General features: G+C 72.1%; 18 protein-coding genes and 1 pseudogene. 10 read left to right on the forward strand and 9 right to left on the reverse strand.

The window, feature by feature from the left end:
• Position 1 precedes the first annotated feature (1 nt).
• The gene (locus ACFYY7_RS00420; protein ID WP_388655361.1) at positions 2-1,492 is read left to right on the forward strand and encodes a DUF6056 family protein; all 1,491 of its coding nucleotides are present in this window, start codon (positions 2-4) and stop codon (positions 1,490-1,492) included.
• Positions 1,493-1,577: 85 nt separating this feature from the next.
• Complete coding sequence (locus ACFYY7_RS00425; RefSeq protein WP_388655363.1) at positions 1,578-2,363, forward strand: phosphatase; 786 nt, start codon at positions 1,578-1,580, stop codon at positions 2,361-2,363.
• 55 nt (positions 2,364-2,418) lie between these two features.
• On the opposite strand, the gene ACFYY7_RS00430 is transcribed toward ACFYY7_RS00425, so the two are convergent.
• The 4 genes from ACFYY7_RS00430 to ACFYY7_RS00445 form a co-directional block, all read right to left on the reverse strand.
• On the reverse strand, positions 2,419-3,408 hold the full coding sequence (locus ACFYY7_RS00430; protein WP_388655365.1) for a cation diffusion facilitator family transporter: 990 nt from the start codon (positions 3,406-3,408) through the stop codon (positions 2,419-2,421).
• A 37-nt stretch (positions 3,409-3,445) separates the two neighbouring features.
• Positions 3,446-4,321 carry an acyl-CoA thioesterase II gene (locus tag ACFYY7_RS00435; RefSeq protein ID WP_358943057.1) on the reverse strand — a complete coding sequence of 292 codons (876 nt, stop codon included), beginning with the start codon at positions 4,319-4,321 and terminating at the stop codon, positions 3,446-3,448.
• A gap of 19 nt (positions 4,322-4,340) precedes the next feature.
• A complete protein-coding gene (locus ACFYY7_RS00440; protein WP_388655367.1) occupies positions 4,341-5,498 on the reverse strand; it encodes an acyl-CoA dehydrogenase family protein in 1,158 nt (385 codons plus the stop codon).
• Between the two features lie 220 nt (positions 5,499-5,718).
• Positions 5,719-6,123: a peptidase inhibitor family I36 protein gene (locus ACFYY7_RS00445; protein WP_388655369.1), complete on the reverse strand. Its 405-nt coding sequence runs from the start codon at positions 6,121-6,123 to the stop codon at positions 5,719-5,721.
• Between the two features lie 643 nt (positions 6,124-6,766).
• On the opposite strand from ACFYY7_RS00445, the gene ACFYY7_RS00450 reads away from it, so the two are divergent.
• Both ACFYY7_RS00450 and ACFYY7_RS00455 read left to right on the forward strand, forming a co-directional pair.
• Positions 6,767-7,954: a lanthionine synthetase LanC family protein gene (locus ACFYY7_RS00450; RefSeq protein ID WP_388655371.1), complete on the forward strand. Its 1,188-nt coding sequence runs from the start codon at positions 6,767-6,769 to the stop codon at positions 7,952-7,954.
• Positions 7,955-7,967: 13 nt separating this feature from the next.
• Positions 7,968-8,210 (forward strand): annotated as a pseudogene (locus ACFYY7_RS00455) (hypothetical protein); the annotation flags it as partial.
• Between the two features lie 14 nt (positions 8,211-8,224).
• Here ACFYY7_RS00455 and ACFYY7_RS00460 read toward each other — a convergent pair.
• On the reverse strand, positions 8,225-9,721 hold the full coding sequence (locus ACFYY7_RS00460) for a PucR family transcriptional regulator ligand-binding domain-containing protein (RefSeq protein WP_388655373.1): 1,497 nt from the start codon (positions 9,719-9,721) through the stop codon (positions 8,225-8,227).
• A 123-nt stretch (positions 9,722-9,844) separates the two neighbouring features.
• Here ACFYY7_RS00460 and ACFYY7_RS00465 point away from each other — a divergent pair, with 123 nt between their 5' ends.
• From ACFYY7_RS00465 to ACFYY7_RS00475, 3 genes are all read left to right on the forward strand, one after another.
• Complete coding sequence (locus ACFYY7_RS00465) at positions 9,845-11,320, forward strand: sodium:solute symporter (RefSeq protein WP_388655375.1); 1,476 nt, start codon at positions 9,845-9,847, stop codon at positions 11,318-11,320.
• 95 nt (positions 11,321-11,415) lie between these two features.
• On the forward strand, positions 11,416-12,384 hold the full coding sequence (gene speB, locus ACFYY7_RS00470) for an agmatinase (protein WP_124717598.1): 969 nt from the start codon (positions 11,416-11,418) through the stop codon (positions 12,382-12,384).
• Positions 12,381-14,066, forward strand: a complete 1,686-nt coding sequence (locus ACFYY7_RS00475; RefSeq protein WP_388655377.1) for a thiamine pyrophosphate-binding protein — start codon at positions 12,381-12,383, stop codon at positions 14,064-14,066. The genes speB and ACFYY7_RS00475 overlap by 4 nt, the downstream gene beginning before the upstream one ends.
• Positions 14,067-14,132: 66 nt before the next feature.
• On the opposite strand, the gene ACFYY7_RS00480 is transcribed toward ACFYY7_RS00475, so the two are convergent.
• Positions 14,133-14,507 (reverse strand): hypothetical protein, encoded by a 375-nt coding sequence (locus ACFYY7_RS00480; protein ID WP_266732842.1) that lies wholly within the window; start codon positions 14,505-14,507, stop codon positions 14,133-14,135.
• 170 nt (positions 14,508-14,677) lie between these two features.
• On the opposite strand from ACFYY7_RS00480, the gene ACFYY7_RS00485 reads away from it, so the two are divergent.
• Positions 14,678-15,649 (forward strand): serine hydrolase, encoded by a 972-nt coding sequence (locus ACFYY7_RS00485; protein WP_388655379.1) that lies wholly within the window; start codon positions 14,678-14,680, stop codon positions 15,647-15,649.
• A gap of 61 nt (positions 15,650-15,710) precedes the next feature.
• On the opposite strand, the gene ACFYY7_RS00490 is transcribed toward ACFYY7_RS00485, so the two are convergent.
• Positions 15,711-16,142 (reverse strand): helix-turn-helix domain-containing protein, encoded by a 432-nt coding sequence (locus ACFYY7_RS00490; RefSeq protein ID WP_388655381.1) that lies wholly within the window; start codon positions 16,140-16,142, stop codon positions 15,711-15,713.
• Positions 16,143-16,155: 13 nt separating this feature from the next.
• Positions 16,156-16,524, reverse strand: a complete 369-nt coding sequence (locus tag ACFYY7_RS00495) for a type II toxin-antitoxin system RelE/ParE family toxin (RefSeq protein ID WP_388655383.1) — start codon at positions 16,522-16,524, stop codon at positions 16,156-16,158.
• Positions 16,525-16,764: 240 nt separating this feature from the next.
• Here ACFYY7_RS00495 and ACFYY7_RS00500 point away from each other — a divergent pair, with 240 nt between their 5' ends.
• Positions 16,765-20,511: an ABC transporter ATP-binding protein gene (locus ACFYY7_RS00500; protein ID WP_388655385.1), complete on the forward strand. Its 3,747-nt coding sequence runs from the start codon at positions 16,765-16,767 to the stop codon at positions 20,509-20,511.
• A 21-nt stretch (positions 20,512-20,532) separates the two neighbouring features.
• On the opposite strand, the gene ACFYY7_RS00505 is transcribed toward ACFYY7_RS00500, so the two are convergent.
• Positions 20,533-21,039 (reverse strand): hypothetical protein, encoded by a 507-nt coding sequence (locus tag ACFYY7_RS00505; protein WP_388655386.1) that lies wholly within the window; start codon positions 21,037-21,039, stop codon positions 20,533-20,535.
• A 271-nt stretch (positions 21,040-21,310) separates the two neighbouring features.
• On the opposite strand from ACFYY7_RS00505, the gene ACFYY7_RS00510 reads away from it, so the two are divergent.
• Positions 21,311-21,682: a hypothetical protein gene (locus ACFYY7_RS00510; protein ID WP_388655388.1), complete on the forward strand. Its 372-nt coding sequence runs from the start codon at positions 21,311-21,313 to the stop codon at positions 21,680-21,682.
• Positions 21,683-21,745 lie beyond the last annotated feature (63 nt).

Genomic DNA, 21,745 nt, shown 5'->3' on the forward strand with positions numbered 1-21,745 from the left:
CATGACCGCGGACACGCCGAAGCCCGTCGGTGTACGGGAGGCGAGCGAGCGGAAGGAGTACGTGCGGGCGGCGAGCCGGTGGGCGGCGGTCCGGACGGCGGCCCTCACCCTGTTCCCGCTCGCCCTGCTCGGCGCGGCCTTCTGGATCGGCCGGCTGGTCCGCCCGGGAGCGGACGACTGGTGCTTCCTCCCGGTCCTGCGGGACGAGGGCGCCTCCGGGCTGATCGCGAAGTTCTACCTGCACGACAACGGGCGCGTCGCCAACGCCCTGCTGGTCGTCGGGTACGGGGCGTTCGGCGTCCCGGGCCACCAGTGGTTCGCGCTGGTCAGCGGGGTGATCGTGGTCGGCGTCCTCTGGGCGCTGACCCTCGCCGCGCTCGGCCGGGCCGGGCTGACCGCGCCGCGCGGGGTGCCGCTGCTGGTGGCCGCGACGGCTGCGGCGGTCTTCCTGCTCGCGACGCCCGACACGTACAAGACGTTCTACTGGCCCGCCTCCTCCGTCTCGCACACCGTCTCCCCGGTGCTGGCCTGTGCCGCCGTGATTCCGCTGCTGCGCGCGCGGAGCAGCCGGGGCCGGGTCCTCGCCGCGGCCGTCGCCCTCGCCGCCGGGATCTTCATCGGAACGCTGTCGGAGGAGACGTCGGTCGTCGCCTGCGTCGTGCTCTGCGCCGTACTGCTGCTCAGCTTCCGGGCCGTTCCCGGCCCCGGCCCCGTCCGTACGCGCGTCTGGTGCGCTGCCGCCTTCGCCGGGGTCGTCATCGGGACGGCCGTCCTGTACTTCTCGCCCGGCGCGCACGCCCGGCGTGAACGGTTCGGTGCCGACGCGGGCTCCATGTTCGGTGCGGAGCAACTCGCCGCGGCGCTGCGGGCGTTCGGCGAGATCCTGGGGACGGTCCTCACGACGTGGCAGTACGCGGGGGCGCTCGCCGTCGGCGTACTGCTCGGCCTCTCGGTGCGCGGCGGCAGGCAGGGGCCGGACGGGCGCCTGGCGCGCAGGCCCCTGCTTCTGGTCCTCGCCGGTGTCCTCGCCTTCCTGGTCTCCGGCTACCTCTGCACCGTCATCACCTACCCGGCCTTCGGGACGGGCGTGGTGAGGGCGGCCCGCGTCTGGGGCGACTTCCTGCTGGTGTACGTGCTGCTGCTGGTCGGCGTCGGCGCACTGCTGGGGCGGGAGCTGCGCGCCCGCCGGTGGGGGATCCGTACGGCGACGGCGGCCGTCGCCGTCGTCTGCGCGCTGACCTGCGTCGGTCTCGCCGTCCCGCTGTTCCGGCTGGGTACGGAGATGGAGGTGCGCGCCCAGCGCTGGGACCGCCAGGACCGCTCGCTGCGGGACGGGGCGGCGCGCGGCGCCCAGGTGCTCCCGTACACACCCGTGTCGGTCGGCAGGATGCTGGAGCCGTTCGGCGGGCACGGCCGGCGGGCGTGGCCGGCGCAGTGCGTCGCCCGGTACTACCACCTGGAGAAGGTCACGTATGCGACCCGCCTGCCCTGACCGGCGGGCCGGGCAGGCCCGTTCTGATCAGTCCGTCGGGCGAGACACCCGGCACACTGCGCACACCTGACGGCACAATGGGTTCATGCCGATACCCAGCCGTGCCGCTCTCGTCGAACATCTCGTCCGTACGCGTATCGCCGGAGACGTCGCCACACCGCGCGACAACAACCTCTCCCACTACCGCAAGCTCGCCAACGGCGACCGCCACTACTGGCTCGGCCTGGAGCTCGGTGACCGGTGGCGCGACGAGCAGGACGTACTGGCGGTGATGGCCGAGCGCTGCGGGGTCAGCGACGATCCGGAGCACCGGTTCGGGCAGGACACCATCGACCCGGAGCTGACGGTCGACGCCCTGGAGCGGATGGCGGCGCGGCTGCGGAAGGCGGCGGCGGGGTCGGAGCGGGTGCTGTTCGCGACCGGCCACCCGGGCGGGCTCCTCGATGTGCACCGGCAGACCGCGGACGCGCTGCGGGCCGCCGGATGCGAGATCGTACGGATTCCCTCGGGGCTGATCGCCGACGAGGGCATGGTGTTCCAGTTCGCGGACGTCGCCGTGCAGGAGCGCGGCGCGACCCTCTGGCACACCCACTCGCCCGCTCCGATGGCCGCCATCCTGGACGGCCTGGAGCGCGAGGGCCGCCCGCTGCCGGACCTGGTCGTCGCCGACCACGGCTGGGCGGGGTGCGCGGCGCAGCGCGGTCTCGATGCGATCGGGTACGCGGACTGCAACGACCCGGCACTCTTCCTCGGCGAGGCGGAGGGGACGCTCCAGGTTGCCGTCCCGCTGGACGACCATGTGCTGGACCCGCGGTTCTACGACCCGATGACGGAGTATCTGCTGGACGCGGCGGGGCTGACGAGGGGCTGACGAGGGGGGCGACGCGGGCCGGGGCCGTCCCCCGGCCCGGTACCGCCCGCCCCGGTCAGACCGGCCCGGTGCCCGCCCCGCCCGCCCCGCGCCCCCGCTGTCTCAGGCCCGGGGTCGGGTCCAGGTACACCCGGCGGACCGACGGATAGCGCTCGCGCAGCTGCTCCTCGGCCTCCTCGCAGGCCCACTCGATCTCGTCGGCGGTCGAGGCGTCCCGGAAGTCGATCTTCGCGGCGATCAGGATCTCGGTCGGGCCCTGGATGAGCGTGGTGAGTTCCAGTACGTCGATGATGTGCGGGACGGAGAGCAGTTCCTCGCGGACGCCGGCCCGCATCGGCTTCGACACCGGCCGTCCGATCAGCAGCTGGGCGTTGGACCGGCCCAGCACCCAGGCGACGTACACCAGCAGCAGGCCGATCAGGATCGACGCGATGCCGTCCCAGACCCCGGAGCCGGTCAGCTGGCCGCCGAGCAGGCCGCCCGCGGCGAGCAGCAGACCCACCAGCGCCGCCGAGTCCTCCATCACCACGGCCTTGACCGCGGTGTCGGGGGTGTGGCGGAAGTAGTGCCCGACGGGCGCCCGCAGCCGCGCGGCCTCGCCGCGGACCTGCCGGACACCCGTCCGCAGCGAGTAGCCCTCCAGCAGGAAGGCCACCGCGAGCACGATGTACGAGACGAGCGGATTGCCGAGCTCCTCGCCCGCCGCGAGGGTGTGGACGCCGTCGTAGACGGAGAACACCGCACCGCCGACGAACGTGGCCACGGAGGCGAGCATCGCCCAGATGTAGCGCTCGGGGCCGTAGCCCAGCGGGTGTTCCTCGTCCGCGGGCTTCTCGCTGCGCTTCAGCGCGGTGAGCAGCAGCAGCTCGGTGACCGTGTCGGCGACCGAGTGCGCCGCCTCGGAGAGCATCGCGCTCGATCCGCTGATCACCCCGGCGACGGCCTTCGCCACGGCGATGCCGAGATTGGCGGCCGCCGCGACGACGACCGTGAACGTGGACTCCCCACCGCCGGACTTCGTACCACTTGTGGTCTCGTCGCTCATGGTGGGGAGTATGTCCGAACCGACGGGACATGGCCTGTCAGTCCCGGGGTACGCGGACCACGCCCTCCTGGATGACGGTGATCGCCAGCCGGCCGTCCTGGGTGTAGATCCGGGCCTGGCCGAGCCCGCGCCCGCCGGATGCGGACGGAGACTCCTGGTCGTACAGCAGCCATTCGTCGGCCCGGAACGGCCGGTGGAACCACATCGCGTGGTCCAGGCTCGCGCCGACCACGTCGCCGACCGCCCAGCCCCCGCGCCCATGGGCGAGGAGCACCGAGTCGAGCAGCGTCATGTCGGAGACGTACGTGGCCATGCAGACGTGGAGCAGCGGGTCGTCCGCGAGCTTCCCGTTCGTGCGGAACCACACCTGGGAGCGGGGCTCGCGCGGTTCGCCGACGGTGCCGAAGGGCGGCTCGTCCACGTACCGCAGGTCGACCGCGGCCCGCGCCTCGATCAGCCGGTCCACGACCCCCGGCCCGCTGAAGCGGTCCGCGTACCGGGGCAGCATCTGCGCCGCCGTGGGCAGCGTCTCCGGGTCCGGGGCGGGCGGCATGGCCGCCTGGTGCTCCAGGCCCTCCTCGTACGTCTGGAACGAGGCCGAGAGGTGGAAGATCGGCTGGCCGTGCTGGACGGCGACGACCCGGCGGGTGGTGAAGGAGCGGCCGTCACGGATGCGGTCGACGCTGTAGACGATCGGCGCGCCCGGGTCGCCCATCCGGAGGAAGTAGGAATGCAGGGAGTGGGCGGTCCGGTCGGCGGGGACGGTGCGGCCCGCGGCGACCAGGGCCTGGGCCGCGACCTGGCCGCCGAAGACCCGGGGGACGACCGCCGAACGGCTCGTACCCCGGAAGATGTCCCGCTCGATCTGCTCGAGGTCGAGCAGATCGAGCAGGGAGTCGAGTGCTGCGCTCATGGAAGGAACGTAGCCGCTCTCACAGGCCCATGGACTTGGCGATGATCGACTTCATGACCTCGTTGGTGCCGCCGTAGATGCGGTTGACCCGGTTGTCCGCGTACAGGCGGGCGATCGGGTACTCGTTCATGTAGCCGTAGCCGCCGTGCAGCTGGAGGCAGCGGTCGATGACGCGGTGTGCGACCTCGGTGCAGAACAGCTTCGCGGAGGCGGCCTCGGCGGCGCTCAGCTCACCGGCGTCGAGGGCCTCCAGAGCGCGGTCGGCGACGGCCTCGGCGGCGTCCACCTCGGCCTGGCAGGCGGCCAGCTCGAACTTGGTGTTCTGGAAGGATGCGACGGTCTTGCCGAAGACGGTGCGCTCCTGCACGTACTGCTGCGCGAACCGGACCGCGGCCCTGGCCTGCGCGTACGCGCCGAACGCGATGCCCCAGCGCTCGGACGACAGGTTCTGGCCGAGGTAGTAGAAGCCCTTGTTCTCCTCGCCGAGCAGGTCCTCGACGGGCACCTTCACATCGGCGAAGGCCAGCTCGGCGGTGTCGGACGTGCGCAGGCCGAGCTTGTCGAGCTTGCGGCCCAGGGAGTAGCCCTCGGACTTGGTGTCGACGGCGAACAGGGAGATGCCGAAGCGGCGGTCCTCGGCGGTCGGCGCCGAGGTACGGGCGCAGACGATGACGCGGTCGGCGTGGACGCCGCCCGTGATGAAGGTCTTGGAGCCGTTGAGCACGTAGTGCGTGCCGTCTTCGGAGAGCTTGGCGGTGGTCTTCATGCCCGCGAGGTCGGAACCGGTGCCCGGCTCGGTCATCGCGAGGGCCCACATCTCCTCGGCGGAGACGAACTTCGGCAGGTAGCGCTTCTTCTGCTCGTCGTTGGCGAGCATCTTGATGTACGGCAGGGCGAGCAGGACGTGCACGTTGGAGCCGCCGAAGTTGACGCCCGCGCGGGCGGTCTCCTCGTACTGGATGGCCTCGAACTTGTGCGTCTCCAGGCCGGCGCCGCCGAACTCCTCGGGCACGTTGATGCCGAACAGGCCGAGGTCGGCGAGCTTGGTGTAGAGCTCGCGCGGCACGATGCCCTGCTGGAACCACTCGTCGAAGTGGGGGACGACCTCGGCCTCGATGAAGGCGCGTATGGTCTCCCGGAACGCCTCGTGGTCCTCGTTGAATACCGTACGGCGCACGGGGTGCCTCCTAGATCAGCTTCGGTCGGCGTCGGCCCGGCCGGCGGCCTGGCTAAGCGCTTGCTCAGATACATTCAAAAGTTACCCGGCAGTCATGGAAGCTGTCCAGGGTGATGCGCGGCACGCCCGGCCGCGGACATCGCCGCCCGGACGCGGACATGCGGAGGTCCTCCCCGGCAGGTGGCCGGGGAGGACCGTCGTACTTCCGGGGCTGTCGCCGCTACTGCGGCTTGAAGGAACGGATCTGGTAGTTCCCCTGGAGGTTGCCGCCGTTGCCGGCGGGCGTGGAGCCGACCCGGGAGTTGTAGTTGGTCTGGGTGTAGTACTGCACGCGGTGCCCGGTCGCGTTCCACACGGAGCGGACGTTCTGGCCCCGCTGGATGAACGAGCAGTCGTCGGCGGTATTCGCCCGCCGCTCGTCGGACCACTGGCAGCGGGTACCACCCCCGTTCCAGTCGCTGTAGATACAGAAGTACCCGGGGCTGCAGCTGAACGAAGCCCTGGCGCTCCCGGGAGCGGCGGTCCCGGTGGCAGTGTTCCCCGGAGCCACGCCCGCGGCGGGCCCGGTGGCCAGCCCCAGGGCGAGGGCGAGAGAAGTGACGGCAAGCGCGCTGAAGCGGTTCAAGACAGAGACCTCTTTTCAGACGGTGCCCAGGGTTCCGTGCCCTGGTCGCCGCCAGCGTGGCACGGCCGTGACCTGCGCAGACAGGCGGAAACGGGGGCGCTCGAAGCCCGCACCGAAGATCGCGGCACGCCTCCGCGCACCGGCGCGAACACCCCGCCCGTTCGGCGTCGGAGGTGTTCGCGGCGATGGGGCGGGCCTGGCCCAGGTCTGTCGTTGTCGTGGATCGTGCGACGGCGTGGGTTTCTGCGCTCCTGGCTCACTGGTCACGCCAAGCGCACACCCGTCCATCATCTGACTTATTGCCATATCTCTTTCAGTTGGTGTTGACGCGGGAATCGACCTGTTGGCGGACCTGGCCGGTCCGGCGCAGACGGACAGGGTCTCCGGTTACGACCGGCCGGCCCGGGGCGCATCCGGTCCGGCCGGCAGGCGGCCAGGGCGTTTCGAAGCGTCCCGTGAACCCGCGATCCGCAGAAGACACAGCACGAAGCAGGGGCTTCTCCCGATACCTGAGCGAGGCCGCGGCAGTCATCTGTGGCTGAGGCCACCGGCTGACCGCGTCCAACCGGACGCCATGCGTCCACCACTGAGTTGAACGGAGCCACCCGGACCGGTCCGGGTGGCTCCCCGACGAGGAGGCCCGATGCCACCGCACGGCCCCGGACCGCACCCTTCGGCACTCGATCTCTCCCGGCAACTCCTGGGCGAATACCCGGAGTCCGAGAGAAAAACCTCGGACCCCGGCATCCCGGTACTGGCCTCGCTGGTCGCCCGCGCGGGCGACCCGGCAGCGGCGGAGAGCGCCCGGCACGCGGTGGCCGCCTGGTCCCGGACCGTCGGCCGCGGCCTGTCCCACGGCGGGCTGCTCGACGGCGGCCTGGCCGGAACCTACGCCGGCCTGCGCATGGCCGCCCGGATCCACCCCCCGCTGCGCCACGCCGCCGACCGGCTCCGCGACCACCTGCTGAACACCGCCTCGGCGCGCCCCTGGCGGACGACGGACGTCGGCCTGCCCGACTACGACCTCATCGGCGGACCGGCCGGCACCCTGCTCGCGCTCTGCGCCCGGGAGCCGAAGCCGTCCGTCCGCCAACTCCTGCCGTTCGCGACCCACTTGGCGGCGCTGTGCGACAGCGACGACCTGCGCCGGCTGCACATCGGCCAGTACGCCGGCCATCCCCGGCTGGGCTGGCTGCAGGGCCGGGTCAACACCGGGATGGGACACGGCGTGGCGGGACTCGTCGCAGGTCTCACCGCGACCGTCCGCCGAACCGGACCGCGCCCCCGGCTGACGGACGCCCTGCGCCGCGCCACCCACTGGCTGATGGAGCAGTCCTTCGAGGACGACCGGGGTGTCCGGAGCTGGGACGGCGCCGGCCGCGACGGCCCGCCGCCCGCCGGGGCACGGGCCCGGCAGGCCTGGTGCTACGGCACCCCCGGCATCACCTGGGCGCTCTGGGACGCGGCCGACGTGCTGGGCGACCGGATGGCGGCCGACTGGGCGGCGGCCGCCTTCGCCACCCTCGCGGAACGGTACGACGAGGACTTCCACCTCTTCGGCACCCCCCTGACGGACCGGCTCGCGCTGTGCCACGGTGCGGCGGGCGTGCTGGCCGTCGCCGACGCCTTCCACTGCTGGGCCCGGCTGTCGCCCGCCGCCGTGCTCGGCGCCCGGCTGGCCCAGTACCTGGCCACCCGGCTACCGATGGCCCTCGCCCCCGGACAACAGCAGACCTCCCTGCTCACGGGAGCCCCCGGAGCCCTCGCCGCCCTGCTCACCGCCACCCACGACACCTCACGCGACTGGCTGCCCTGCCTGGGGCTGCGATAGCGGGCGCTGCTGAGGTGACGGGACCGGATGCGTCTCCCGCACGGCCGACAACATCGAGAGCGTGCAGCTCGGCATGGCGCTCGAACTGCTCGACCACGCCGCCGACATGCTCGAAGATCGCGATGTCACTGAGGCGCAGCTCCGGTACGTCCCGGCCCGCATGGTCGAGGCCCTGCGCGACGCGCACCGGATCGCCCGGAGCCGGGGCGAGCGGCTTGCCGCGTCAGTCCGTGACGGGAGCAGCCCACAGGGCTGAACCGCCCGCCCCGCTCACCGCACCCGCAGCGCGAACCACAGTTCCGTCCGTACGTCCATGTCGTCCAGGTCCACGTCCAGCAGGGACGCGCAGCGGGCGATGCGCTGGCGGACCGTGTTGCGGTGGATGCGCAGGGCCGTGGCCGTGCGGTCCCAGCTGCCGTGGAGGCTCAGCCAGCAGCGCAGGGTCTCGGTCAGCGGCTCGGTGAGCGGGGCGAGGAGGGCGCGGGCGTGTGCCTCGGCGCGGTCGGGCGGGATCAGGGCGGTCAGGCCGGACCCGCCGCCGTTGTGGTGGTGGGCCAGCGGGGTGCGGGTGGCGACGGCGCGGCCCAGGGCCCGGGAGGCCTGGCCGTCGGCGAGGTCAAGGGCGGTGATGGCGGCGGGGGCGGACGCGCCGAGCGTCCAGCCGGGCTGCGGGGTGATCCGGTCGCCGCCGGGGATCAGCACCCGTACCGCGTCGCCGCCCCGGCCCGCGTCGACCAGCGCCGAACCGAGGGCGGCGCCCAGTGCTCCGGTGGTCAGCGGGTCGACCGGGCTGTCGCCGCTGCGGCGTGCGTGCACCACCGTCCACTGCTCGGCGCCGCCGAGCAGCGGTGCGACGTCCTGCGGGTCCGCGCCCAGCAGCATCCGCACCAGGGCGGCCGAGCGGCCCGCGGCGTCGGCGCCCTGGTGCGGGGCGGCCAGCAGGGAGAGCAGGACGACCGCGATCCCGGCGATGGTGTGGTCGCCCGCCTCGCGCCGGTCCGTCGCCAACGCCAGGACGAGCCCCTGTCCGCCGCCCAGCGCGTACGCGGAGAGATGGGCGTCCCGCAGCGTGTCGGTGGCGGACGAGGGGGCGGGGCGTGATCCGGCGCGGACCACCCGGGTGAGCCTGGCCAGCGCCGCCCCGACGTCGGGGGCCGGGCGGCGGCCCGAGGCGTGCAGCTCCTCGCCGTCCGCGGAGAGCAGCGCCGCCCGGCCCTCCAGCTGGGCCGCCAGTTGGTGCAGCACCGCAGGGACCGGGTCCGGCCGGGCCGCCGCCGTGGCCAGGGCCTGCTGGGCGCGCGTCACCCGGCGCAGCTCGCGGTGGCGGGCCTCGGCCATCAGCCGCCACACCGTCCGGGCGATCGCCGTGAACGGGGTCTCGGGCGGCACCTCCAGCAGCGGCAGGCCGTGCCGGTCGCATGCCTCGATCAACGCCTGCGGCACCGTGTCGAACACCGGCGTCACCCCGAAACCGAGCGCCGCCGCCCCCGCCTCCATCAGCCGGTCCACGAACGCGTCCGGGTCCTGCAGCTGCACCCCGGCGCTCAGCAGCAGCTCACCGCCGAGCAGATAGGGGTACGGGTCGGCCATCTCCGTGGTGTGCACCCACAGCAGATCCGCCTCCGCCGGACCGGCGATCCGGCGCAGTCCGAGCTCCTCGTGGGCGAGCAGTTCGGCGAGCGGGATCGGCGGCGTGGGCGGCGGTGCGGGCGGGGGAGTGGGCGGGTGAGCAGGCATCGGGGTCGGCCCGGCCGAGGCTTCCGGCATGGACGGTCCATCCATCGGGGACTTCAATTATGGATGAAACGTACTCTTCAGCGTCGCTTGCGGGCCACCTACCGTCTTCTTCACATAAGGCATGTGCACTTGTGACTGAAATGGAGGAAGCCCATGGCCGTCGACTACGCGGTGATCATCATTTATCTGGCCGGCATGCTCGCCATGGGCTGGTGGGGCATGCGCCGCGCCAAGTCCAAGAGCGAATTCCTGGTGGCGGGCCGCAGGCTCGGACCGTGGATGTACTCGGGCACGATGGCCGCGATCGTCCTCGGCGGAGCCTCCACCATCGGCGGTGTCGGCCTCGGCTACCAGTACGGACTCTCCGGCGCCTGGATGGTCTTCACCATCGGCCTCGGAATTCTCGCTCTGTCCATCTTCTTCTCCGCGCGGATCGCCCGGCTGAAGGTCTACACCGTCTCCGAGATGCTCGACCTGCGCTACGGCGGCAGGGCGGGGATCATCTCCGGTGTCGTGATGTGGTCGTACACGCTGATGCTCGCGGTCACCTCGACCATCGCGTACGCCACCATCTTCGACGTCCTCTTCGACATGAACCGGACCATCGCGATCATCCTCGGCGGCGCCATCGTCGTCGCGTACTCCACGCTCGGCGGGATGTGGTCGATCACGCTCACCGACATGGTGCAGTTCGTCGTCAAGACCATCGGTGTGCTGCTGCTCCTGCTGCCCATCGCGGTGATCAAGGCGGGCGGCTTCAGCGAGATGAAGGCGAAGCTGCCCACCGAGTACTTCGACCCGCTCGGCATCGGCGGCGAGACGATCTTCACGTACGTGCTGATCTACACCTTCGGCATGCTGATCGGCCAGGACATCTGGCAGCGCGTCTTCACCGCCCGCAGCGACAAGATCGCCCGGATCGGCGGCACCGTCGCCGGTACCTACTGCCTCATCTACGCCCTCGCGGGCGCCGTCATCGGCACCGCCGCGAAGGTCATGTACCCGAAGCTGCCCAGCCCCGACTCCGCGTTCGCGACCATCGTCAAGGACGAGCTGCCGATCGGCGTGCGCGGGCTGGTGCTCGCCGCCGCGCTGGCCGCCGTGATGTCCACGTCCTCGGGCGCGCTGATCGCCTGTGCCACCGTCGCCAACAACGACATCTGGTCCCGGCTGCGGGGCGTGGTGTCCCGGGGCGGCGAGGCCGTCGAGGGCGAACACGACGAGGTGAAGGGCAACCGGGTCTTCATCCTCATCATGGGCATCGCCGTCATCCTGATCTCCATCGCGCTCAACAACGTCGTCGAGGCCCTGACCGTCGCGTACAACCTGCTCGTCGGCGGCCTGCTGGTGCCGATCCTCGGCGGTCTGCTGTGGCGCCGGGGCACCGCGGCGGGCGCGCTGGCCGCGGTGTCGGTCGGCGGTCTCGCGGTGATCGGCCTGATGGCGGGATACGGAATCCTCGCCAACGAACCGATCTACTACGGCCTGCTGGCCTCGCTCGCGGCGTACGTGATCGTCTCCCTGGCGACGAAGCCGACCGACGCGGCCGTACTCGCGGCCTGGCGCGAGCGGCTGGCGGGACGGGGCGCGACGGCGGAAGAGCCGGTGCACGAGCCGGCCACGACGTAACCGTCCCCGTACGCCCCCGGGAGGGGCGGCCCCCGCCCCTCCCGCCTCGCCCCGCACACTGAACAACGCACGTAACCCGAAGGAAGGCACTTCACATGAGCAGCAACGAAACGCCGCGCGGCCCCGTCGACTCCTCCCGCGTCCCGCGGTACGCCGGACCCGCGACCTTCGCCCGGCTGCCCCGGCTCGACGAGGTCGGCACCGCCGATGTCGCCGTCGTCGGAGTGCCCTTCGACACCGGTGTCTCCTACCGGCCCGGCGCCCGCTTCGGCGGCAACGCGATCCGTGAGGCCTCGCGCCTGCTGCGCCCGTACAACCCGGCGCAGGACGCCTCGCCGTTCGCGCTCGCGCAGGTCGCCGACGCCGGTGACATCGCCGCGAACCCGTTCAACATCAACGAGGCCGTCGAGACCATCGAGGCCGCCGCCGACGACCTGCTCGGCACCGGCGCCCGCATGATGACGCTCGGCGGCGACCACACCATCGCGCTGCCGCTGCTGCGCTCCGTCGCCAAGAAGCACGGCCCGGTCGCCCTGCTCCACTTCGACGCGCACCTCGACACCTGGGACACCTACTTCGGCGCCGAGTACACCCACGGCACCCCGTTCCGCCGCGCCGTCGAGGAGGGCATCCTCGACACCTCCGCGCTCTCCCACGTCGGCACCCGCGGCCCGCTCTACGGCAAGCAGGACCTGGACGACGACGCGAAGATGGGCTTCGGCATCGTCACCTCCGCCGACGTCATGCGGCGCGGCGTCGACGAGGTCGCCGACCAGCTGCGCCAGCGCATCGGCGACCGGCCGCTGTACATCTCCATCGACATCGACGTGCTGGACCCGGCGCACGCCCCCGGCACCGGCACCCCCGAGGCCGGCGGCCTGACCTCCCGCGAGCTCCTGGAGATCGTCCGCGGGCTGTCCTCCTGCAACCTGGTCTCCGCCGACCTGGTCGAGGTCGCCCCCGCGTACGACCACGCCGAGATCACCTCCGTCGCCGCCTCCCACACGGCGTACGAGCTGACCACGATCATGTCCCGCCAGATCGCAGAGGCCCGTACGAAGTGAGCCACGACCACCACGACGAGCGGCCGCGGCTCACCCCCGAGCAGACCGCGGCCGCCCTGAACCCGCCGGCCGGGCGCAACGGCGGCGACCTCGTCGTCGAGACCCTCCAGGGCCTCGGCGCGACCACCGTCTTCGGCCTGCCCGGCCAGCACGCGCTGGGCATGTTCGACGCGCTGCGCCGCTCCTCCCTGACGTACATCGGGCTGCGCGTCGAAAACAACGCGGGCTTCGCCGCCGACGCGTACGGCCGGATCACCGGGGAAGTGGCGCCGCTGCTGCTCTCCACCGGGCCGGGTGCGCTCACCTCCCTCGCCGCGCTCCAGGAGGCGGCGGCCGCCTCCGCCCCCGTGCTGGCGATCTCCAGCCAGATCCCGGTGGCGGGCCTGGGCGGCGGACGCCACGGCTACCTGCACGAACTGCGCGACCAGAAGGCGTCGTTCCGCGACGTCGTGAAGTCCGTCCACACCGTCCGCACCGCCTCCCAGATCCCGTCGGCGATCGCCGCCGCCTGGGAGTCCGCGCTGACCGCCCCGCACGGCCCGGTCTGGATCGAGATCCCGCAGGACGTGCTCCTGGCCGAGACCACCGTGCCGGTCGTCTCGGCGATGGACGCCACCCCGCGCGAGCTGTACGCCCGTCCCGAACTGACCGCCGTGGCGGCCGACCTGCTGTCGAAGGCCGAGCGTCCGGCGATCATCGCGGGCGGCGGAGTCGTACGGTCCGACGCGTCCGGCAAGCTGCTGGCGCTCGCGGAGAAGCTCGACGCACCCGTCGTCACCACCTTCGGCGGCAAGGGCGCCTTCCCGTGGGAGCACCCGCTCTCGCTCCAGTCCTGGCTGGAGGACCGCTACACCACGGACTTCCTGGAGTCCGCCGACGTGCTCCTGGTCATCGGCTCCGGACTCGGTGAACTCTCTTCCAACTACCACACGTTCGCCCCGCGCGGCCGGGTGATCCAGATCGAGGCGGACGCCGGGAAGCTGGAGTCCAACCACCCCGCGCTCGGCATCCACGCCGACGCCCGCGAGGCGCTGTCCGACCTCCTCGAAGCGGTCGACCGCCGCGAGGACCCGTCGGCGCCGGAGCGGGTCCGTACGGTCCTCGAAGCGGTACGGGAGAGGATCGCCGCCCAGGAACTCACCCTGGAGCAGCGGCTGATCGCCTCGGTCCGCGAGGCGCTGCCCGACGCGTCGCCCAGCTTCTGGGACATGACGATCCTCGCCTACTGGGCCTGGTCCGCCTTCGACGCCCGCCACCCGAACACGATGCACTCGGCCCAGGGCGCGGGCGGCCTCGGCTACGGCTTCCCGGCCGCCCTCGGCGCGGCGGCGGCCGACCGTACGCGGCCGGTCCTCGCGGTCTCCGGCGACGGCGGCGCGATGTACTCGATCGCGGAGCTGGCCACAGCCCGCCAGTACGACCTTCCGGTCACCTGGCTGATCGTCGACGACGGCGGCTACGGCATCCTGCGCGAATACATGACGGGCGCCTTCGGCGAGGCCACGGCGACGGAGCTCACCCGCCCCGACTTCGTCGCCCTCGCCGAGTCCTTCGGCGTCCCGGCGATCCGCACCACCCCGGAGTCGCTCACCGCCGACCTGGCCGCGTCCCTCGCGGCGCCCGGTCCCTCGGTGGTCGTGCTCCCGGCCCTGCTGAGGATGTTCGAGCCGACGCACCTGTAGGCATCGGCTCGCTGCCCGTCCGCGCACCCGGCCTCGGCCGGGGCGCGGGCGGGTTCACGGGCGGGTTCATCTGCGGGGCGGGTGCTCCTTCGCGATGAGAGCCGCCTGCTCCTCCCTGCCCCGGTGGAAGTCCGGCCGCTCGTCGGGATGGAGGCTGGTGGGCACGGCCTTCGCCGGTGGCAGGAAGTCGGTCAGCGACCGGAACACCGGGTCGGCCGCCGCTCCCTGACCGCGGATCCGGGCCTGCACCAGGTACTGGACGATCTCCCGCAGGGGCTCTCGCAGAACGGGTTCCGGCCGCGCGGCGGCCTTCTCCGCGGCTCCCGGCTGTCCCAGCGCGTGGTGTTCGTTCTGCGCGAGCCGCTGCAGGGCCGCGACCGCCGCGAAGAGCCGGCCGCAGCGGTATGCCTCGGCGTGCCGGACCGGCTGAGCGCTCGTCAAGGTTCCCTCGATTCGATCAAGGTGCCGGGTCGCACCCGGTGACCGATACCCGCGCGACGGGCGACGAACCACACAGCCCCGAATGCGCAACTTTCCGGCCCGTCGTGAGTCGTTACTCACGGGTGCGCCGGGGGCGCACCGTACCGATCCACTCATGGGGGACCAGCCGCATGAAAGAACAGCCCTGCATAACCCGTCGCGCCAAGGCCGCGCTCTCCGTCGCGCTCGCCGCGGGCGTGCTCGCACCCGTGGCGCTCGGCGCGGCGCCCGCCGCGGCGGCGACGCCGACGGTGAGCTGCACGTCCGGCAAGGCCGGGCTCGCCGCGAAGCTGTCGAAGGACATCACCGCCGCGCTCAAGGGCCGGAAGTCGACGACGGCCGTGGCGCTCTACGACCGCACGACCAAGACCAACTGCACCCTGCGGGCGACGACGAAGTACGACTCCGCCAGCGTCGTGAAGGCGACCGTGCTGGCGACGCTGCTCTGGGACAACAAGAAGCACAACCGCTACCTCACCCAGCGCGAGATCAACCTCTCCACCGCGATGATCACCAAGTCCGACAACAACGCGACCACCAGCCTGTGGAAGCAGCTCGGGGTGACCAAGGTCAAGGCGTTCCTCAAGGCCGCCGGGATGACGCACACCGTGCCCGGCTCCGGGGGCTACTGGGGGCTGACCCAGATCACCGCCCAGGACGAGCTGCGACTGCTGACCCTGCTGACCGCCAAGAACTCCGTGCTGAGCGACAACGCGCGCGCCTACGAGCTGGGCCTGATGCGCAAGGTCGTCTCCGCGCAGCGCTGGGGCACGCCCGCCGGGGCGCCGTCCGGGGTGACCGTGCAGGTCAAGAACGGCTGGCTGCCGCGCGCCACCCACGGCTGGCGGGTGCACAGCATCGGCGCGTTCACCGGCAAGGGGCACGACTACGCGATCACCGTGCTCACCCAGGACAACAAGACGATGAACGACGGCATCAACACCATCCAGGCCGTCGCCCGCGCCGTGCACAAGGACCTCAACCCGGCCGTCGCCGCGAAGACGACCTCGACCATCGCCCCGCCCGCCGCCCCGCAGGAAGCGGTGCCCGCGGTGCCGGAGGCCCCGGCCGTACGGATGCTCACCGCGACGCCGCGGCCGTAGGGACCGGCATCGGCGGGTCGGGGGCCGGCCCCTACGGCCCTGACCCGCGCCGAGGGCCCGCTCAGCCGTGGGCGGCGCGGGCTTCGGCAGCCGCCGGGCCCGCCCCGCCGTCCGCCCCTGCTTTCGACTCCGACGCCTCGGAACCCGCGTGCGCGGTGAACGCCACCCGCATCGTGTCGCCGTCCAGCTCCATGCTGAACGTGGAGTCCATGGCCCGCGCCAGGCGGGCGAGGAGCGGAACCGTGGGCATGGTGCCGCCGAGTTCCAGCTTGGAGACCTGCGGCTGGGTCATCCTGGCGCGCCGCGCCAGTTCCGTCTGGGCGATGCCGAGTTCGGTGCGGCGGTCGTAGACCGCTTGTCCGAGATCCCAGGCCAGGTCGAGCTCCTGGCGCCGCCGCACGCGCTCGGCGCTCTCGGTGCCGTCCTCTCCCTCCGAGATGCTCTCTGCGACCTTCCGGTCCCGGGCGAGCTTCCACTCTGCGTGACTGACCACGTGCTCTTCCTTCCTAGACATCGCGGGTGAACACGTCATGTGCCGGTTTGTGTTCCGCTTCGCAGACGGCCTTCGCCCGCCTGGCACGGACGACCTCGGCATTCTCGCGCTGCTGCGTCTTGCGGAAGACGGTCAGCAGCACGATGCGGCGTCCGGACGCGAGCCAGTACGAGATCCGTACGGCTTCGCGGCTGCGCCCCAGATCGAACCGCAGCTCCCGCACGCCGTCGCCCAGGTGCCGTGAGTGCGGCTCGCTCAGCGTGGTCGCGCTCCGCGCGAGCCGCCCGACGGCGTGCTCCGCGCGTTCGTAGTCGGCCGCGGAGAGGTTGGTCAGCCACAGACGGACCTCCGGCTCGATCTCGACGGTGAAAAGATCATCCATGCAAAGCAACGTATATATAGGGAAGCGTATATCGCCTTGAGGTGCTAGTGGAGTCAGCAGGACGAGTGGGCGGGGCGCGCCTGGTTGACGCAGTCGGTCGCGGGCCGGTCCTACGCCGACCGTCGCACCCGCCCTACGCCGATGGCCCCGTCTTCGGCCCTCCTCTGTAACGGCGGGATGAAATCCGCTGCCCACCGCGTTGGTGCCTTGCGGTAGAGCAGGTCGAACGGGGAGGCACTGGTGACGGACGCAGGAGACCCGCAGGGCGCGGCGCGGGCCCCGGGATGGGCCCGGCGGTTGTGCGGGTACGCATGGCGCTACCGGCGCAATGTGCTGCTGGCGCTCGGCTCGTCGCTCGCGGGCATGGCGGTGATGGCCCTCGTCCCGCTGATCACCAAGGTGATCATCGACGACGTCGTGGTCGGCCACACCCGGTCCCTCGCCGTCTGGACCGGGCTCCTCATAGCCGCCGCCGGGCTCGTGTACATAGCCACCTACATCCGCCGGTACTACGGCGGCCGGCTCGCCCTCGACGTGCAGCACGATCTGCGTACCGAGATGTACGGGACGATCACCCGCCTCGACGGGAAGCGGCAGGACGAACTGTCCACCGGCCAGGTCGTCGGGCGCGCCACCAGTGACCTCCAGCTGATCCAGGGGCTCCTCTTCATGCTCCCGATGACCATCGGGAACGTGCTGCTCTTCCTCATCTCCCTGGTGATCATGGCGTGGCTCTCGCCGCTGCTCACCCTGGTCGCGGTCGCCGTGGCCCCCGCCCTCTGGTTCATCGCCCGCCGCTCCCGCAACCGGCTCTTCCCCGCCACCTGGTACGCCCAGGGGCAGGCCGCCGCCGTCGCCGGAGTGGTCGACGGGGCCGTCTCCGGGGTCCGGGTCGTCAAGGGGTTCGGGCAGGAGGAGCAGGAGACCGGCAAGCTGCGCGAGGTGGGGCGCAAGCTCTTCGCCGGGCGGCTGCGGACGATCCGGCTGAACTCCCGCTACACCCCCGCCCTCCAGGCCGTCCCCGCGCTCGGCCAGGTCGCGATGCTGGCCCTCGGCGGCTGGCTCGCCACCCGGGGCGAGATCACCCTCGGTACGTTCGTGGCGTTCTCCACCTACCTCGCCCAGCTCGTCGGACCGGTCCGGATGCTCGCCATGGTCCTCACCGTCGGACAGCAGGCCAGGGCCGGCGTCGAACGCGTACTGGAACTGATCGACACCGAGCCGACCATGAAGGACGGCACCAAGGACCTCCCGGCCGACGCCCCCGCCAGCGTCGAGTTCGACGACGTACGGTTCGGCTACGACGCCGAGCGCCCCGTACTCGACGGGTTCTCGCTGACCATCGAGCCCGGCGAGACCGTCGCCGTCGTCGGCGCGTCCGGCAGCGGGAAGTCCACGGTCTCGCTCCTGCTGCCCCGCTTCTACGACGTGACGCACGGCGCCGTCCTGGTCGGCGGCCACGACGTCCGCGAACTGACCCAGCGGTCCCTGCGCGCCGCCATCGGCCTCGTACCGGAGGACAGCTTCCTGTTCTCCGACACCGTCCGCGCCAACATCGCCTACGGATTCCCCGACGCCACCCAGGAGCAGATCGAGGAGGCGGCCCGCGCCGCCCAGGCCGACCGGTTCATCGCGGAGCTGCCCGAGGGCTACGACACCAAGGTCGGCGAGCACGGGCTCACCCTCTCCGGCGGCCAGCGCCAGCGCGTCGCGCTCGCCCGCGCCATCCTCGCCGACCCCCGGCTGCTCCTCCTCGACGACGCCACCTCCGCCGTCGACGCCCGCGTCGAGCACGAGATCCACGAGGCGCTGCGCCAGGTCATGGCCGGGCGGACCACCCTGCTGATCGCCCACCGCCGCTCCACCCTCGGCCTCGCCGACCGGATCGCCGTCCTGGAGAACGGCCGGCTCGCCGACATCGGCACCCACGAGGAGCTGGAGCGCCGCTCCCCGCTCTACCGGCGGCTGCTCACCGACCCCGACGAGCTGGGCGGCACCTCGCCCGGACACCAGCGGCTGACCCCCGCCCCCGACACGACCCCCGAGGACGAGCGCGCGCTCCAGGAGGAGCTGGACGCCGAGTTCGACGCCGAGCGAGGCATCAGCCCCCACCTGTGGGTCCGCAAGGAGGAGCCGCGCGACACCGGCGCGGCCGGCATGCCCGCCACCCCCGAACTGCTCGCCCAGGTCGAGGCGCTGCCGCCCGCCACCGACACCCCCGACATCGACGAGGCACGGGCCGTCGGCGCCGAGGACTCCTACGGGCTGCGCAGGCTGCTGCGCGGCTTCGGGCTGCCGCTGCTGGTGAGCCTGGTGCTGGTCGCGGTCGACGCGGGCGCCGGTCTGCTGCTGCCGGTGCTGATCCGGCACGGCATCGACCAGGGCGTCTCGCAGCTCGCGCTCGGCGCGGTCTGGGCGGCGTCCGCGCTGGCCCTGGTGGTCGTCCTCGTGCAGTGGGCCGCCCAGATCGGCGAGACCCGGATGACGGGCCGCACCGGCGAACGGGTGCTGTACTCACTCCGGCTGAAGATCTTCGCGCAGCTCCAGCGGCTCGGCCTGGACTACTACGAGCGCGAGCTGACCGGCCGCATCATGACCCGGATGACGACGGACGTGGACGCGCTGTCGACGTTCCTGCAGACCGGTCTGGTCACCGCCTTCGTCTCCGTCGTCACCTTCTTCGGCATCATGGTCGCGCTGCTGGTCCTCGACGTGCAGCTGGCCCTCGTGGTCTTCGCGACGCTGCCGGTGCTGGTCGTCGGCACGTTCTTCTTCCGCCGCAAGAGCGTCAAGGCGTACGAACTGGCCCGTGAGCGCATCAGCGTCGTCAACGCCGACCTCCAGGAGTCCGTCTCCGGGCTGCGGATCGTGCAGGCGTTCCGCCGCGAGCACGACGGCACCCGGCGGTTCGCGGAGCGCAGCGACCACTACCGCGAGGCCCGGGTCCGGGGCCAGTGGCTGATATCGGTCTACTTCCCGTTCGTGCAGCTGCTGTCCTCGGTGGCCGCGGCCGCCGTCCTGATCGTCGGCGCGGGCCGGGTCGACAACGGCACGCTCACCACCGGTGCGCTGGTCGCCTACCTGCTCTACATCGATCTGTTCTTCGCCCCGGTCCAGCAGCTCTCCCAGGTCTTCGACGGCTACCAGCAGGCCACCGTCTCGCTCGGCCGCATCCAGGAACTGCTGCGCGAGCCGACCTCCACCGACACCGCGGACGAACCGCTGGACGTGCTGTCGCTGCGCGGCGAGATCGCCTTCGAGGACGTGTCCTTCGCGTACGGCGGCGCCGAGGAGGCCCTCATCGGGGTCGACCTGCGGATACCGGCCGGCCAGACGGTCGCGTTCGTCGGCGAGACCGGCGCGGGCAAGTCCACCCTCGTCAAGCTCGTCGCCCGGTTCTACGACCCCACGGGCGGCCGGGTCACCGCGGACGGCACCGATCTGCGCCGCCTCGACCTCACCGCGTACCGGCACCGGCTCGGCGTCGTACCGCAGGAGGCGTACCTCTTCGCGGGCACGGTCCGCGACGCCATCGCCTACGGGCGGCCCGAGGCCACCGACGCCGAGGTGGAGGCGGCGGCGCGGGCGGTCGGCGCCCACGACATGATCGCGACGCTGGACGGCGGCTATCTGCACGAGGTCGCCGAGCGGGGCCGCAACCTCTCGGCCGGCCAGCGCCAGCTGATCGCGCTGGCCCGCGCCGAACTCGTCGACCCGGACGTCCTGCTGCTCGACGAGGCGACCGCCTCGCTCGACCTGGCCAGCGAGGCCCTGGTCAACCAGGCGACCGACCGGCTCACCGGCCGCCGCACCACCCTGGTCGTCGCCCACCGGCTGACCACGGCCGCCCGCGCCGACCGGGTCGTGGTGATGGACCGCGGCCGGGTCGTCGAGGACGGTACGCACGACGAACTCCTGGCCAGGGACGGGCGCTACGCCGTGCTGTGGCGCACGTTCATCGGGGAGGACGAGCCCGCGCAGGTGTGAGAGCCGGGCCCGTCCGCCGGGTCAGTCGCCGATGCCGGAGATCTTTCCGGTCCGCAGGTCCGAGCGGACGGTCAGGTACGAGTACGTGGGGTGCTTGCCGCCGCTCCAGGTGAGCCGCACCGTCGACCAGGTGTGGCCGGCGGCGCTGTCGCCCGCGGTGACCCGGAAGGCGAGCGGGGTGTTCTGGGCCCGGAGCACCCCGTCCGCGTGGTTGCGCCACTCCCAGGTGTTCAGCTCGGAGCGCAGCCGAGGGGTCAGATAGAAGGTTCGCAGGGCGGTGACGAGCCGTCCGCCGTCCTCGGTGGAGGCGGCGACGGCATCGATGTAGGCGCCGTAGAAATGGGCGACCTGCTGGTAGGCGGGGGATCCGAGGTCACTGCGTACCGACGCGGCGGTTTCAGGGGCCTGCGGGGCCGCCGCCGCTGCTGCCGGGACCGCGGCGACGGCGGTGAGGAGAGCGGAGGCGAGCAGCGTCCGGCCGATCTGGCGCCGACTGCGGAGACCCGGGGTGTTGCGGAGCTGAAGCATGGGCAGTACCTGCCTTTCGTATGGCTCTGTCCTGTTGGAGCCATGCTGTGGCGATTCGGTTGCCCGGAGGGGGGAGCGCGCCGCATGCAACCTCCGGATGGCCTCCTGCGTCGTACGCATGTATGCGTATGCGCCGCGCAGGGGCGTAAATGTTCGATTGGTGATGGGGTTACTGGTGATCAGAGGGACGCGTAAGTCCGGAAAGGTCGCATTGTCCGACGAGGACGGTGGTGGAGGGGGAGGTCGGAGCGGTCCCCGGGCCGGCCGTCGGATGCTGGTGTGCTCGATCGCCCTGCCGCTGGTGGCCGCGCTCGGCCTGGTGCTCGGCGGTCCCTCGGCCGGCCGCGCCGACGCCGCGTCGGTCTGCGCCGGACGTCCCGCGAAGACGGTCGCGTTCAAGACCGGGGAGCTGCGCGTCTACAAGAACCGTTCCTACGCCTGCGCGATAGCCGTCGCCAAGAAGTCGGGCCCGCGCCGCACCATGTCCGTCACGCTCCAGGCGCGCGGCGGCAGCCCCGTCGTCGACCGGGGCCGGTACACCAAGCAGGCCGGTCCGGTGACGGTCCATGCGCTGAACCGGTGTGTCAGGGCCTCGGCCACCATCTCGGGGAAGTCGGGCTCCACGGGCTGGATCCTCTGCTGAACTCTCCGCTGACCGGCCCGGACCCGCGGTTTCCGTGTGCCGACCGGGTCTGGCGGTACGGGA

It is taken from the genome of Streptomyces sp. NPDC001933, from assembly GCF_042890955.1.
Lineage (GTDB): Bacteria > Actinomycetota > Actinomycetes > Streptomycetales > Streptomycetaceae > Streptomyces.